This window comes from Paradesulfitobacterium aromaticivorans (assembly GCF_054657415.1).
In genome coordinates, this window is record NZ_BAAHYT010000010.1 from 1,536,225 (window position 1) to 1,551,678 (window position 15,454).

General features: G+C 50.3%; 12 protein-coding genes. 2 read left to right on the forward strand and 10 right to left on the reverse strand.

Annotation, left to right across the window (positions count from 1 at the left end):
* Positions 1-31: 31 nt before the first annotated feature.
* The 7 genes from ACYQ2N_RS13190 to ACYQ2N_RS13220 form a co-directional block, all read right to left on the reverse strand.
* Positions 32-154, reverse strand: a complete 123-nt coding sequence (locus tag ACYQ2N_RS13190) for a cyclic lactone autoinducer peptide (RefSeq protein ID WP_459999722.1) — start codon at positions 152-154, stop codon at positions 32-34.
* Positions 151-741 carry an accessory gene regulator ArgB-like protein gene (locus ACYQ2N_RS13195; protein ID WP_459999723.1) on the reverse strand — a complete coding sequence of 197 codons (591 nt, stop codon included), beginning with the start codon at positions 739-741 and terminating at the stop codon, positions 151-153. The genes ACYQ2N_RS13190 and ACYQ2N_RS13195 overlap by 4 nt, the downstream gene beginning before the upstream one ends.
* Positions 728-1,195, reverse strand: a complete 468-nt coding sequence (locus ACYQ2N_RS13200) for a hypothetical protein (protein ID WP_459999724.1) — start codon at positions 1,193-1,195, stop codon at positions 728-730. The genes ACYQ2N_RS13195 and ACYQ2N_RS13200 overlap by 14 nt, the downstream gene beginning before the upstream one ends.
* Before the next feature lie 129 nt (positions 1,196-1,324).
* Complete coding sequence (locus ACYQ2N_RS13205) at positions 1,325-1,675, reverse strand: STAS domain-containing protein (protein WP_459999725.1); 351 nt, start codon at positions 1,673-1,675, stop codon at positions 1,325-1,327.
* On the reverse strand, positions 1,668-2,120 hold the full coding sequence (locus tag ACYQ2N_RS13210) for an ATP-binding protein (protein WP_459999726.1): 453 nt from the start codon (positions 2,118-2,120) through the stop codon (positions 1,668-1,670). Before ACYQ2N_RS13210 ends, ACYQ2N_RS13205 begins: the two co-directional genes overlap by 8 nt.
* A gap of 4 nt (positions 2,121-2,124) precedes the next feature.
* Positions 2,125-4,416 carry an AfsR/SARP family transcriptional regulator gene (locus tag ACYQ2N_RS13215; RefSeq protein ID WP_459999727.1) on the reverse strand — a complete coding sequence of 764 codons (2,292 nt, stop codon included), beginning with the start codon at positions 4,414-4,416 and terminating at the stop codon, positions 2,125-2,127.
* Positions 4,413-6,044, reverse strand: coding sequence for a PP2C family protein-serine/threonine phosphatase (locus ACYQ2N_RS13220; RefSeq protein ID WP_459999728.1), 1,632 nt, complete (start codon positions 6,042-6,044; stop codon positions 4,413-4,415). The genes ACYQ2N_RS13215 and ACYQ2N_RS13220 overlap by 4 nt, the downstream gene beginning before the upstream one ends.
* A gap of 311 nt (positions 6,045-6,355) precedes the next feature.
* Between ACYQ2N_RS13220 and ACYQ2N_RS13225 the strand changes: the two genes are divergently transcribed.
* Positions 6,356-8,842, forward strand: coding sequence for a cell wall-binding repeat-containing protein (locus tag ACYQ2N_RS13225; protein ID WP_459999729.1), 2,487 nt, complete (start codon positions 6,356-6,358; stop codon positions 8,840-8,842).
* A gap of 23 nt (positions 8,843-8,865) precedes the next feature.
* Positions 8,866-11,739 (forward strand): hypothetical protein, encoded by a 2,874-nt coding sequence (locus ACYQ2N_RS13230; protein ID WP_459999730.1) that lies wholly within the window; start codon positions 8,866-8,868, stop codon positions 11,737-11,739.
* Positions 11,740-11,807: 68 nt separating this feature from the next.
* Here the strand turns inward: ACYQ2N_RS13230 and ACYQ2N_RS13235 are convergent, their stop codons facing one another.
* The 3 genes from ACYQ2N_RS13235 to ACYQ2N_RS13245 form a co-directional block, all read right to left on the reverse strand.
* A complete protein-coding gene (locus ACYQ2N_RS13235) occupies positions 11,808-13,133 on the reverse strand; it encodes a flippase (RefSeq protein ID WP_459999731.1) in 1,326 nt (441 codons plus the stop codon).
* A 71-nt stretch (positions 13,134-13,204) separates the two neighbouring features.
* Positions 13,205-14,182: a PIG-L deacetylase family protein gene (locus tag ACYQ2N_RS13240; RefSeq protein WP_459999732.1), complete on the reverse strand. Its 978-nt coding sequence runs from the start codon at positions 14,180-14,182 to the stop codon at positions 13,205-13,207.
* 48 nt (positions 14,183-14,230) lie between these two features.
* Entirely contained in the window at positions 14,231-15,280 is a 1,050-nt protein-coding gene (locus tag ACYQ2N_RS13245; protein ID WP_459999733.1) for a GNAT family N-acetyltransferase, read from the reverse strand.
* Positions 15,281-15,454: the final 174 nt, after the last annotated feature.

Consider the following 15,454-nt stretch of genomic DNA (forward strand, 5'->3'; position numbering starts at 1 on the left):
TGCAATGTCTAATTACAGCGAGAAAGCCCCGTTATTTTTGCAGTGCTTTTGGAGTTTTCGGTTGGTAGAAGAGCCAACCACAGGCAAACACGGATGTGGCGCTGGCTAGTAGCAATAATACGGAGGAGATTGTAGCGAAAATAGCCTTTTTCATAAACTAAGTTCACCTCCTTTTTTATTAAACATAGGCAGCAAGGTAATACTTTGGCTAAGTACACCTAGCACTGCGCTAATGTTAACCAACGAATTACTGCTTAAATAAGTTATTAGAAATACCACAATGACAAAGGCTGTCGATGTTACTTTTAATTTGCGTTTTAAGCTCTGCGAATGGATTGGCTTTCCTTCACTTTCAACCGGGGCCAAGACGAAGACTATCAAAAGGGAAATAATCAAAAGAATTAAGTAAATATACTGATTAATCAAGGGGTAGCTTATTAGCTTTGTAGCTAAAACCCCGATTAAGCTATAGGTTAGGGCACCAGAAATCAGGCATTTTAGGGGTGTATTAAAATGAGCCCCACCCGATACTCTGCGCAGTGAACCGCCGAAAGCAGCAGCAATAAGAGCCGGTATTAAGGCATTCAAAGCATATCCTAAAATTGCTATTAAGAATGCCCCGGAGACGGCCAAGAGCCCTGTTTCAATGGCATAAGCAATAATCTCTTTTTTTTCTTCGTCATAATCCAGTTGGCTTGTTATAATATAAGTTAATTTTTGACTGATTTCAGTGAATCCCACTGCCTTCACTCCTTTTGTGGAGTAACTTATGCACAAGATAAGCAGAGACAAATATAAGAATCACTTGAGGTTCTGCGATTAGGATTCTTACAACCGGGTCTGTTAGCATCGTTTCTGATGTTATTCCGAAAAGAGGCATCATCACTGATATGGAAACAGTCTCAAATAAAATTAAAGCCAAAAAACTTAGTAAACTCGCAAGCAGGGATAAGCTTACATCCCCCTTGCCTATCCAAATTAAAAATACAAATAATAATAGGATAATGAAAATCGTATGTAGCCCAAACGGTATGGGAAGTAGCCTTACACCAAATGAAACAGTAGCCAACGTGATTCCGAGCGGTATAATCTGTATCCACTTTAGAGGTACTTTGTTAATTACAAAAGCTAAAGTCACGACCGCAACTTGTTCAGGTATCCCTTGAAAGATTAAAGAAATTAATGGAATGTTCAAGCTAAATCCCCCACCAACCCGAAGCAAAATAGTAAGTCAAGCTATTTAATTATTGTATTCTACACAGCCTAGCAAAAACCTTCCTTAATAGCAAAATAATTCTAACAAATAAGAGTTCTATTTACTTAATTACTTAATTAATCCTGCAGCGGCCAGGGCCATTTCTTCATCGGGATAGAGGTAAAGATAGTTTGTTAGGCCGACCATGGTAAAGATTTTTTGGTAGTGATTGCTGACGCCAAAAGCCAGAACCGCTGTCTGTTTTTCTCGGGCTTGGCGGACTAGGCGGATGAGGAGGGCAATACCGGCGCTGTTGATGTAATCAACTTTCGTGAAATTGAAGACCACGGCTATAATCTCTGCTTCTGGGGGTAGGATTTGCTCAGGCAGGATCGCATCGGGTTGTGTCAGCTCGCCGGCAAGCTCTATGATCTGGACCCGTTCTTCTGTGCGCGTACTTATATGTAACCCTTTACTCATGTGTGTCCTTTCCCTCCATTATCACAACTAGCCTGACGCTGGTTCCCCCGCTCGGGGCTGCCACCACTTCCACGCGGTCTACGAGTTGCTCCATCAGGAACCAGCCCCAGCCCCGGGCGGGAGCATCCCCCGTTATTTTATCATGCATGCTCGGTGTTTTCTCCGGTGGCAGAAAACCCTGTCCCTGATCAGTAATGGAGACTAAAAGTTTGTCGACCGCGATGCTTAAGGTGACTATCACTTGAAGTTCTGCGTTCATACTGTTGCCGTGTTCCATGGCATTAAGGACAGCTTCGGCAAGGGCGGTGGTGAGATCATCCACGCGCTCCTCAGGCAGTCCCTTGTCCTTGGCAATCACTGCGGCTACTGCCATGGCCACTTTCTCATAGCCGGCTCTGCTCGGGATTCTGAGCTCGATTGTTTCCTCTGTGCCTACGAAGTTCATTTTTTCACCTCGTTATTTGTTGCCTTTTGGCATGAAATAAGGTAGTATACAGCCTTTGGGTTTCCGGTTCCGGATCTGTTTCCAGCTCATCTTTTAAGCGGCGACAGAAGCTGCGGTAGGACTGCAAGGCCTGAGTTTTCTTGCCCAGGCGGCACATTAAGGTTATTGCCTCTCTGACGGCGGGTTCGTTGGTGGGGTCATGGCGCAGTAATTCGTGCCACAGTCCAAGAGCCCGCTCAGGTTCATTCACGGCTGCCGCATGTCGCGCCAGATAAGAAAGGGACTCCAGGTGCTTGGTCTTTAAATGCTCGCGCAGCGGAAGAAGCCACTCCTCATACAAATCATCAGGTAGAAGGTCGCCGCGATATAGGTTTATTGCTGCCTGAAAGTGAACGGCAGCCTGGACAGGAGTGCTCGGCCACAAGCGCATACCCTCTTGATACTTAAACAAAAATTCATCTACATCCACTCCTGTCATGAGATCAGGAACGAGGGCTACCCAGCCGCGCTCAACTTCCAGGTAATCCACTTCTGTGCTCAAGCCGGAGGTTAGTCCCCGGCGCAGGCTGTGGATTGCTACATAATAGGAGTTGCTCGCTTTTTCCGGGGACTCGCTTGGCCACAGGAGGTCAAGTAGTTGTTCTTTGGCCGCCTTATACCCTGGCTGTAAGGCCAGGTATTTGAGCACGGACAGCGCCTTGCGCCGCCGCCATTTGTTTGTATTTAACTGCTGCTCTCCGCGCCAGACCTCAAACGGTCCCAGGCATTGCAGGCGCAGCCTTGGAATACCGGCGGCCGTGTCCGGGACGCCTGCCGCTTGTGGGCAGCGGGCAAGGTAGGACAACACCACCGCCCGCTTGGCGGTGTCGGTCGCTGCTTCATCCTGGGCCTGACGGTAAACGGCCTCGGCTTCCTCGGTTAAGCCCAGGGCGGTATAGGCTGTGCCCATGGCGCACAGCGCGCGCGTTATTCCCCAATCATCCCCAAGCTGGCCGAAGCCCAGGGCAGCGCGCCGCAGCCAGGAAAGCGCATCTGTGTTTCTTCCGGCTTGAACCAGTTCTTCAGCTAAGGCTAGGAAGGGATTAGGCAGGTGTTGCTCTGTTTCCGGGGGAAAAAGGGCTAATAAGCTTGCGCACGTCTCCAAACGGTTGTTGTCTACGAATGTCGGGAGCAGCTCTTCCAGGAGGGCTGCTGCTTCAGCATGAAGACCGGCCTGGATGAGATAAGGGATGGCTGTTTGCGGCTGACCTTGCTCAAGGTAAAGCCTGCCAAGCTTTGAGGTCAGGCTTTGGTGAAGTGCATGATATTGCACTAATTTGGAGCGGAGGAACTTCTTGAACAAGGGGTGGAAACGCCAGGTGTTTGTCCAGACAGCTCTGGGCTTAGGTTCGGGAGGAGAGGTCAGAGTTTTAAAGAGAAAGATGTGGTTATGTGTCGCCCACTCTAGGTTCTCCCGGTAATCTTCCGGGGCCAAGAGTGGGCCTAATATTTGCGGGGAGATTTTATCGGGGAGCGCAAGGGCTAAAAGAAATCGTTGTCTTGCAGAGGGCAAATTTCCAAAGATCTCTGTCTCAAAATAGGGAAACAGTTGCTCACGCAACTTCCCGGCAATGCTGTCAGGGTTCCAGGGTCCGGCATCATCGGCAATTGCCTTTCCGGCCCAAGTGACTGCTTGGAGCCAGCCTTCAGTCTCGCCCTGCAGCCATTCTATCTGCTCCAGGGACAGAATAATGCCAAAGGTGCGGGCAATAAGGGAGCTTATTTCTTCGGGTTTTAGCGCAAGGGTATTTTCGTCAAGGATTAAGACTTCGTTCGGTTCAAAGACTTCGTGCAACTCCAACACCGCGTGTGGTTTCAAAACGTCGTTCAGCCTTATGGATGCATTCGGCCGAGTGAGATCCTCTTCAACCGGTAATCTGTGTAAACTAGGCGGAAAGGGGGTGGACCTGGTGCAAAGGATAAAGTGGATGTAAGACGGGGTAGAGCGGAGCAGATGATGAACTATCGGCGCAATTTTTCCAGTGCTTGCTGCTGTTTGCCAGTTGTCGAAGACCAACAATAACGGCTCGGGCAGGTGCTCTGATATATCCTTAAGCAGGCATTCCTTAAAATTCGGGTTATCGTGATGAATCTCATCAAGGGCATACCACAGGCAGGGAAGTTGGCGTTTTTCGATCCAGCGCACAAGGAGAGTGCTTTTGCCATAGCCTGCTCCGGCTTCGATGATCGTTAATTTCCGTTGCAGTATCTGATCCAGTTCCTTGGCAATCCGCGGCGGCAGGAACATAACACTCATCCGGCGTCCCTCTTGCTTTCCGGCCGAGTGGCAGCTTGTTGATACTCCACCAAAATGATTGTGCGGTCATCGCTGTGGGATTCCCGGTCACTTGACCAACCCTTTACTAAGGCATTGAGTTGTTCCTCGGCGGAGGCTCCGCTATGCAGTCGCGCCAGGCTCTCCTCGAACCCCTCAAAGCCGAGCATTTTACCATCCTGCATGGCCTCCACTACTCCGTCCGTATAGAAGACAAAGCGATCGCCGGGCTGAACCGGGATCACCACCTGAAGGTATGTTTCATCCCTGCCGATACCTAGCGGTAAAGAAGAGCAGGGGATTTGCCTCACTTGGCCGCCTCTGAGCATGTAAGGTGCCATGTGGCCGGCGCTTGCATACTCGCAGGTGCTCTTGTGACGGTCAAAAATAGCGATGCCCAAAGTTACAAACATATCTCCCTGCAGAGTTTCTACCACGGAGTGGTTTAAGCGGGTGAGTACTTCAGCGCCTGAACCGCCCCGCCGGACTTCCGTCCGGAATAAAACCAAGATCGCAGACATCACTAGGGCAGCAGGCATTCCATGGCCCGAGACATCGCCGCTGATCACAGCGAAGCGGTCGTCATTTAATTTTACAAGGTCGTACAGGTCTCCACCCACTTCTTTAATGGGCTTGCAGACGGCGGCGATCCGATAGTCCCCGATCTCATCAGATGACGGGGGCAGCAGCCTTTGCTGAACCTGGTAGGCAAGCTGCAGCTCGCGCTCAACGCCCTGATACCAATTGGAAAAACGCTCCTGCAGCTCATTAAACGCTACCCCGAGCTGTCCCACTTCGTCCTGGGACATAATCGGCATTCTGCGGTTGAGCCAGACCTGATCCCCCTCCACCAGGGAAAGGATCCCGTTAATGAGCACTTGCACTTCACTGCGGAGTTGCCACCCGAGCAACACAAAGAGAGTGAGGCCAAAGGGCAAAGTGGACCCGGCAAAGGAGACCATCATCCAGACATTAACTTGGGCACCCGCGGAAATTATTCTTAGCACATAAAATGTGGGCAGGAGAATCGCGATTAACATCAGGCAGGTAAAGGAAATCAAGAGGGGTGTTAAAAATGTGGATTTGGGAAACTCGCGCATCCCTTCGGTCGGCAGGCTTAAAATGTACGGGCGTAGCAGCCGCCGAATCAAGATAAAAAATAAGATAGCCAGGGTTAGAGAAAGGGTTTGCTCATAGAGGATGGCGATCGCGTCTTCCCAGGGAAGATCCTGGTGGGCCGGATCCGAGAGGAAGTGGTCAAAGATGTGATAAAGGGGAGAGACAATAAGGCCGAAGATTACCATTCCCCAGAACATTTCCGCTGGGAAGCGAATTAAACGGTTCCAGACGCTGCTTACCGCAGCTTTGTCCCGTAGTTGCCGAAAGTAACGAAGGACGGGGCGCAGCCGTATCAGCGTAAAAAGCTGAAAGATTATCACACCTCCGCTGACCTGAAAGGATAACGCTTTCAAATCATATTGCCGGAGCTCTTCGAGGGGAGCCCCGTTCACAAAGATATTGCCTAAGGTAATCACCGTCGCACCGAAGAGCGACACCCCCAGATATAACAGGAAAAATTTCCACATTAAGCGTGGGCTTTGGCTACTCATTGGAGCATCCCCTTTTGATTGCGCTGGCGGTTAACTCCCCAGCCCTTGGGGGTTATATTCGCTGTTAAAAATTAAAATTCCTCTGTGAAATTCTGCTTTAATCTTTATTTGGTACAGGTTTTGTGTAAGGTTTTGGTAAGGTCTGACCTGTATTGTATAGGGTACAAACAAAACTTCCGAAAGAGGTGGGAGGCTAGGCTTGTGGGATTCCAGTACTCGTTGAATTGCACAAGGGGAGGCCTGGGGCGTGAGGGCGAAATTTATTGCAGGATGAATTCAGAGGAGTTAAGCAAGAAGGAGGTAATCATATAATGCGCATGATTCGTAGAAAATTCGGGGGTATCGTTGCCGCGCTGTTCCTCGTGTTTAATCTGCTAATGCCAGTTAACGCATTGGCAGACCCCCAAGTTCAAAGTTCTGTGCAAACAATTGTACCAGGCAGACTGGGGGGGCTTGACAGATATGAGACAGCAGCCATCATAGCCCGGCAGGGTTGGCCGGGAACGGCTGATTACGCTATCCTGGCTCCGGGTATGGATGAAAACTTGGTGGATGCGTTGCCCGCCGTTCCCTTGGCTTCCAAACTAAAGGCACCGATTCTTTTTAGCGAGAGGACTGTCCTTAATCCCTATACCAAAAGAGAGCTGCTCAGGATGAAGGTTAAGCATGTCTATCTTACCGGGGGTACCGCAGCGATTTATGATTCTGTCGTACAAGAGCTGGCGGCCTTAAATATTGACACGAAAAGATTAGGCGGCAGGGACAGGTTTGAGACCTCTGTTAAGATTGCCAAAGAACTGGAGTCGCTCGGGGCAGAGGTTAGTCAGGTTGTAATCGCATCGGGATACAGCCATGTTGATGCCCTGTCCGTAGCCCCGGTTGCGGCGGCGCAAGGCATGCCGATTCTGCTGACAGAGCAAAAAGTGATGCCGGAAAGTGTACAGGATTATCTAAGTGGTATTCAAAGCAAAATAACCCGTTCTTACATCATCGGTGGCACAGGGGTTGTAGCCGACTCGGTCAAGAATGTTTGCCCGGGGGAAGTGGCCAGGCTGGGCGGAGTTGACCGCTATGCGACGAATAGAGAAGTACTTACGGCCTTTGCCCAGGATTTTAAATACAGGACCTTGTATCTGGCGGACGGAGCAGACTCCTCCCTGGCCGACGCTTTGGCAGGGACACCTTTGGCGGCTAAAACCTCTTCGTCTGTTTTGCTCGTGGCTAAGGAATTATCGACAACGGTCACAGACTTCGCCAAGCTCAACTTATCCCCCAATGTAACCGCATTAGGTGGAGAAGGGGCCATTCCGCAGAAAACTTTGGATCTGCTGGCAGGCACCGTACTGAATCAAGCGGGCGTTGTCAAAGGTTCCGCTGATCCGAACAACCTGGAACGGATTACAGACACACTCACAATTAGCGCGGATAAGGTGACCGTACAGAATGCAAATGCTGACTATAGTATCTATATCCGGGGGAACAACGCGATTTTGAGCAACTTGGTGGTTAAAGGGACGGTATTCGTTGACCCGGGGGAGACAGGGTCAACTGTCTTGAGGGATGTAAAGGCCGGCAAGATTGTGGTTTTGTCCGGGGCGCAAGACAGTATTCATATTGAAAACAGTGAGGCAGGCATGCTTGTAGTGGCCAGTGACAACCAGACGCGTGTTGTGGCTTTCGGAACCACCAACGTCGGGAGTACAGTCGTGACCTCCAATGCTGTTCTTGATGCCGACGGAGGGCGTTTGGGCGAGGTGCAGATAGCGGCCCAAGTCGGGCAGCAGCCGGTGGTGGAATTGCGGGGCACGTTCACGGATTCCGTTGTGGTGCAAGGGGAGGCAACCGTAAAGGCTGCAGTCAATGCGGTGATTCCCACGCTGGTGGTCGCGCCGGTTGAGCCGGGACGGAGCGTCACTTTGGAAGGCACGTTTTCCTCAGTTCAGGTGAATAAGGAAGCGAATATAAGCCTGGCGGCGAATGCGCGGGTAAACGAAATGATAGCCAAGGTTAATGCCAACATTAATGTCCCGCCATCGGCAGCGGTGAGTAAGTTGGATGCGGGCAACACCTCGACAAAAGTGGGTGGCGGCGGTCAAGTCAACGGTACGGTTACACCGGTGACACCGGCTACTCCGCCTGCAACTCCTGCGGTTCAACCCACTGCGGGCAGCGGTGGGGGTGACGGCGGGGCTTCCGGCACCGACACGACGGGACCTGTATTGTCGGGGGTAACAGCCGGACCTGTTGCAGTCGGGCAAAATGTGTCAGCGACCAGCACTGAATCCGGGTATCTATACGTGGTTCCAAGTGCGACGGCTAAGACGGTGGCAGCCCTTGATGCCGCAGCCGCGGGAACGAATGGGGAAAAAGCGGTAACTACGGCCAATACACCCAAGGCTGTAAGTACGACAGGCTTTGCAGTTGGAAGTTATGTTCTCTACGCGGTGGATGGAGCGGGGAATATCTCGGATGCGTCAGCCGTGATTAATGTGGTCACTGCGACCTGGTCTGTAAGTCCGAGCTATACGGGTGATACCTTGGCGGCTAATTTCTCGCTCACCATAACGGGTTCAGTCAACAGTGCGACCCACTACGAACTCTATGCGAAAACCGGGGAAAAAATTGGTCCGCGCACGGCCCTTAACGGTTCGGTGCGGACGGTGAAAGCAGCTTTGAATAACCCGGGTTTGCTGGAAGTGAGATTTTTTGCCGGTGCTGATGCCGTAAGTTATGTGGCTAAGGTCGGCTTAACCGGGGACGTGGATGCCGCGTCGGGGGGGTTAAGCTTTGGGCCTTGAGTGGAAGAGAGGAGGGAATGAAATTGAAAATTAAGAGTAAGATTCTGGCCTATCTAATGGTCAGCCTGCTGTTTTGCGGGATGATACCGGTTAACGCTCTGGCACAGGCAGGGGTTGCGCCGATTCTACTGGATGCAATTACCAATGCGGATGGAAGCGTTATAGCATTAACATTCAGTGAACCCATGGCTGATCCGAGTGGAAAGCAAGCACAGTTTAAGGCCACTGTTGGATTCACTACGGACGACCCTGTTCTATCGGTGAGCCGTCAAACGACTGACTTTACAAAGATAGATTTAGCGCTTCAGAATCCTATTGCGAGTGGTAGCTGGGTCACAGTGACTTATACTAAAGGTGATGTTCTCGATGCGGATGGGGATGCGCTTGACTCTGTCTATGATTTTGCAGTGAACGAGATTAGAGTGTACACAGCTGAAACCAGTAGCGATGGCTCAAAAGTCGTCCTAACCTTCAACCGCAATATGATGGCTACGCCGCCCGCCGCCACTGCGGGCGAGTTCAGCGTGTTCGCCGGTGGTGAACAAAAGCCGGTTCAAGCTGTATCACGCAGTTTAACAGACCCAAAAGTGCTTGAACTCCGACTCCAAACCCCGATAGTGAGCGGAGTGAACGTAAGTTTTAGTCATGACCTGCTGAGTCTTCAGACAGAAGACGGAGCCTATGTGCCGACTATCTTCATAACGCAGGTCATCAATAGAAGCACGGCCACATACTCCCCGGCTCTGGACACCTTAACCCTGGCTCCGGGTACGAATTCAGGTACGGTAAAGATTACCGCAGCAACTACGGGGGATTCGTACTTGTACAAGATGTTTGAAGCCGGAGCTTATCCTGGGGCACCCCAAGGGTTGGTTAGCGGAATATCGGCGGCAGACGCCGGAGTCGCTTCCTGGGTTTATTTTACTCCTAACAGCACAACGGCGGATAACATTCCGGTAGCGATTGCTGATCAACTGGCGGTTGTCACCTTAGATGCACAAGGTATGGTAAGTCAATACAGCGTTCATCAGGTAAACCCACTTGATTTTGGAGCACAGCCAATCGCTTCATCAGGTCTAGACAGTAATGGGTACATTTCACCCGTTAACGCCGGACCCGCAGTGGATGGAATCAACAAGAGTTTACCGCTCAACTGGGCCAATATTCCGCAGGGTACGCAATCGTTTACCTTAGTCATGTATGACGCAACGATGGGGGGCAATATTCACTGGATGGTTAAGGATATTCCAAACACTGTTCAGAGTCTTGCTGAAGGGGCATCAGGGAGCGCAGCCATGCCTTCAGGCAGTGTCGAGCAGTCGCCGTATGTAGGACCTTGGCCACCAGACCTTCCACCAGAGCGGCACCAGTATGACCTAGTTCTCTATGCTTTAAGTGTGCCTACAGTTACTATTGTGAATCCTTCTTTAAGTGAGTTTAATAATGCCGTACGCGGAAAGATTTTAGGCAGTTGGAATGTTACGGGTTCCTATACTCCGCCGCTGATGACGGACCCTCCTGCGTACCGGGGATCAGGGCTTAGTAATGGAAATAAGACGGTTATCCTTAATTTTGATCAGGCGATCGTCAACAATACAGCAGGTTTAGCCACACTCAAGGCTGCTATTACCTTCACCTCAGACTATACGGTGCCAAATGCTGTATATAGTTCCTTGGGTCCCCTGGATACCGTCCTGATTGATGGGGTGTCCCTAATTGTCAACTTTGATACTCCTCTTGCAGGTGATAAAAATAAGATTAAGATCGCCAGCGGCACACTTGCTGATCAGTCGGGTCACATCTTGAGCACAGAACTACTCACTGGGCCCATAGGCTCAACAGAACCCGTAGTGAACCCAGTGGTGGAACAACCCGTTGTCAGTGTGAGCGGAAGCCCTGTCAACGATATTGAAGCCAGCTATAGTTTCGATGCCAGTACCAAATTAGCGAATATACAGTTGAAGCAAAAGAATGTTGTGGATGCTAGTGGTTTTGAACTCAGTGGACTCTATCCGGATGCGCAAACGGTATTCACCATCACAGTGAATAATAACGGCAACACCCCCTATATTGTGCTCGGGGCGGGGGATATTCAAGGGTGGAGTAGTACGGGTGCGAATGGCTCAACCACGATCAAAGTCAAAGGGGTGCATTTTAAGTTCTCGGATAACGGTCCGGACATCCAGAACGCTGTCACCCTGGCCATCCAGTATGGGGCGAATAATCCCAGTGATCCAAGCATGCCGACGCTGCCCCCGGAGTATGAGGGCATGTCTATCTCGACCAATGGCAATCAGTTTGCTGCTCCCTATAAAGATGCGGAATCCGGTGGTCTGGGTATAATGGTGGGCGGAGCTTCCGGGGTAACGGATGGCTTCTTCCGGGCTTATCTGCCGCAGACCTTGCTCCAGAACTGGGGAGTCACTTCAGTGAATCAACTTCAGGCTTTTATCGGGAACCAAGACGGCAGCGGTAAACAGCCTGTGAGCAGTCCCACAGTTACTTCGGTTGGCAGCGGGGGGATGGAGATTTCCTTTGCCATGACGTTTTCCGTGCACCAAGTCTATGTCAAGGGAACCTATGTCGGAGATTTCACGGTGCCAAATAACTCGTTGCTCATTGGCACCCACTTGTTCCAGCTTGATGACACCAATCTGTTTACCGCTCAAAGTGTGCAGGATGCCATGGGCAGCAGCTCGGAATCCCGAGTTTACTTCAAATCCTTCGATAGCCGCTGGTATGATCTGGGGGCCACAGGTGTAAACTCTATTTTGAATCTCACGGACTTGCTTAACCCTGATAAGGCCTTACTCCTTAATTCCGAGAAAGCTTGGCCGCTGGAGCGGTGGTATAAGGCAGGGGACACTATCGAAGCTTTTGACAATTTGTTTAACTAGTCTCAGCAGTAAGCGAGCCACGGAGAGCATAATTTTCTCCGTGGCTTTTTATTTTTTCAGCAACAGGCTTAGTGGTCCCGATTCATTAAGCCCGCTTTCCATCCCTGGAGCTTTTCCCTTACCGCTAACCTGAGGAGAGCATAGTCTTCTTTCTTCAGGATCAGCACATCCTGCCATTGGCTGTGTGTAAAACGGAGGTAAAAAAACAAGGTCGTGAGGGTAAAGGTGATATAGGACAAACTGGTGGCGATGGAGGCTCCGTTAATTCCAATGCGGGGGATGAGCACGAGATCCAGGGCAATGGTTACCACGCTCGAAATGATTGCAGAGAGAGTGTTGCGGGCAGCAAGCCCCACGCCGGCGAGATAATTGGCCAGGATATTAGAGACGGAAAAAATAGTGATCCCGGGCAAAAGCCAGAGCAGAGCACTGACTGCAGGGGCAAAGCCTGCTCCGAACATCAGGGTGATCAGAGGCTTGCTCAAGAGTGCAAGGCCCAGGGAAAAACAGGCGATCAAGGTTAAGCTGATCCGGGTCACCTGACTGGTAAAAGCATGCATCTCTTTGTCTCCGCCCGCAGCAGCGGCCAGGGGAAAGATTACTGTCGCAATGCTTGAAGAAACTCCCCACAAGGTTTCCGCCAAGACAACGGCAATTCCGTAGATCCCGACCTGGCTCAGGGGGAGAAAGTAGTTCACGATAAATACGTCCAGGCGGTAGTTGAGTTTCTGAATGGTATTGCCAACCTGCGCATGTACTCCGTAAGCGAGCAATGAGCGCAGGACTTTCCAGTCAAGTTTTGGTTTGACCGCGCGGCGGTTGATGAGCAGGTAAAGCTCCCAGGTGGTAAGGACAAGCACCCCGGCCAGGGTTGCTACCAGGGCCGCAGTCGGAGTTGTGAACGCGAGCAGAAGGACTGTGAGCAGGACCAGGTTAAGGACGCGGTCGAGGACATTCAGACGGTTGAATTCAAGGATATCCTGCAGGCCGAGAAAAATGTTGACCAGGGCAGCCTTGAAGGTAAAAACGGGGATTGTGAGCAGGACAATGATCAATTGCAGGTTGCTGACCCCGCGCAGAAACTGAAAGTGATAAGCCTGATTCAGAAAGTAGAATGGAATGAGCAAAAGGGCTGTCGGTACGATCAGCAATACGTTGCTGGCGAGCACTCCGCTTATATTTTCTCTGTTGCGACCAAGAATATAGACATTGGCTGAAGCCAGACCCCAACCCAAGATCAGGGTGGCAAAGCTCAAGAAATTGGCGGCAACGTCCACGATTCCTCTCCCGGTCGGGCCGAGCAGACGGGCGATCACTGCGGCCGAAAGGAGGGAAAGCAAAAAGGCCAACAAGTTGCCCACAAACGTGATGGCTGCAGACTTGACAAACTTCAACTGCAAAGACTCCTTCCCGAAACACATGCGTCAGCTGGATGTCCGGCTAATAAGTTGCTGCCTGAGTTCCTTTACTCTCTGGGCTGGCGGGTAAGTTCACGCAAGATTTTTTTATGCTTGCGGCTGCTCGCATAGCTTGGAATAAGGCTGGCACTTTGGCTGATCGGCTTGAAATTTTCCTTAAGAGCTAGGTATTTCTCATCCTCGCCAAAGTGTTTGGCGGTAAAATGATCGTACTGTGTCATATTTACCCGTAGAAAGGTCTCGCATTGTTCCCCGTTTCCCAGATAGAGGCCGTTGGCTTTATTAAGGCTGGTGACGAATTTAAAGCTATAGGGCTGGGATTTAAAAAGGGCAAGCAGTTGCAGTTTGCGCTGGAAAACGTCCGTGATGCGCAGGCAAGTGTTGGCATGGAAAAGCGTGATGGGGCTTTGAGATTCATACAGAAACAGGGTGGTGCCCTCTAACAAAGCTGGTTCTGTGGCGTATGCCGCACAGACTTTTTTAGTTGCAGCGTAATGATCAGAGTGGGTGTCGAGCAGGATTGGGAGAAAAATGCTATCAGGCCGCACACTTCTGAGTACCTGGAGCAAGGCTTGTTCGATATCACTGTTTAGCAAATTTCCGTCTTTACCCCCTAGGAAAAAGAGGTTTTTGTGGGGTATGCCCAGCTTAGAGGCGACTGCTAAGGCTTCTTCACGGCGTTCCGTAATAATTTCCTGGGCATCCATTTTGCTTCCCTGCTTCTGGCTGTCTGTCAAATATGCAATAAATACTTCTTTGTGAGTCTGTAGATAAGTGAGCATGGCTCCGCCACACCCGATAATCTCGTCATCGATGTGCGGGGCCAGGACGAGAATCCTTGTGCCCGGCAATTCTTGATAGATTTCGCATGAGGTTTGTATTTGCTTGCGCTTTAACCCGAAAAGCAGGCGGAAATAGATGTGGTTAACAACATCAAAAACAACTGAATTAAAGATTCCGAAATAAATTTTCCGTAGCAAGACTTTTACCGTTTTCTTCTTAATGAATGACATTATGAATGACATTTGAATATCCCCCGTTTCATGCCATCACAAATACGTTAGCGCATGAAGTTAGGCTGTATCTGCGTCTCCGCCAATGACTTGCCAGAGGCTGCGGTCTGAAAAGAAAGTTAGGTTCTCCTGCAAAATCATGGCGATAAAGTATAGTTCAACTTTCCGCTTTAGAAAAAGATTCCTGCTCAGTGCAGACATCAGCTGCTTGTCACTTGGTTCCCAGATTTTAGCGAAAACAAGATTGCTCTGTTGCATAGAGGCAAGGATTTTCTTAAGAATGGGTCCCGCAGGCATTTGTTCAGAAGTGAAAAATTCGACAATCTCTCCCGTTAATTGATGATCATGTCGGTCAATCCGGATCACGAATACGGCTACAATTTCACCGTTCTTTCTCACCACCATTGTTGTGTAAGCAGCGGCGGGCTTGTCCCGGTATTTCCAAGCAAGGTAAGATTCGTCCTTGCGCGGATGAATCCCCCCATCCGGCAAATCGGACAGAAACTTAGAGATTTCAGGAGCAGACAGGTTTGCGGTTGTGGCTTCATAGGGGTCCGAAGGAAACAGGCCGCTCAAAATCCGAAACACGACTAGCGCCTTGTCCATTAACATCCCGGCGATGCTGAAAAGCTTGCCTTTCCTTTCCAGGAAACGCGACCAATTCAAAATATCGTAATAGAGGTGGATTCTGCCTAAGTCGGCAAAGCCGAATTTTAGGAAGCCTGGATATGATTGATCGTTGGCATAACCATAGATGAGGGCGTACCCGTTCTGCCGCAGGTCCGCTGCTGCGAAAGCCAGGAGCTTCTGAAAGATCCCCCTGCCCCGATATTCGGCGAGGACCATCGTGTCGCCCGACTGAACTGCGCGGTATGTGCGTCCTTCATAAACAAGCGTGTAAGGAAAAAAGGAGTTGGCACCGATCATGCGGCCTTCTCCGTTGAAGACCAGATAAATTAAGGCTCCTTGATCAAGTGCTGGGTTATGCAGGTGCTTCCATCTGAAAAAGCTCCGGTCGATGTCTTTACCGTAGACAGCCTTAAAAACGGATGCATATTCCGGAAAATCTTCTTCCCGGTATCTGCGAAAGGTTAACTCCTCTGTCGGCAAAGGTTTTTCCTCCCTAGATGCAGGTTGGCGCTTTTGAACGGTTATAATATAGAAAACTCAGTGTTTCTAGTATACCAGAAACATTCATGTTTTGTCGCAGACGGCGACATCATTTTATGGGGCCGATATCCAGTTAAATAAAATTTTGGCCTCGACAAAATTCTGAGGTGCATA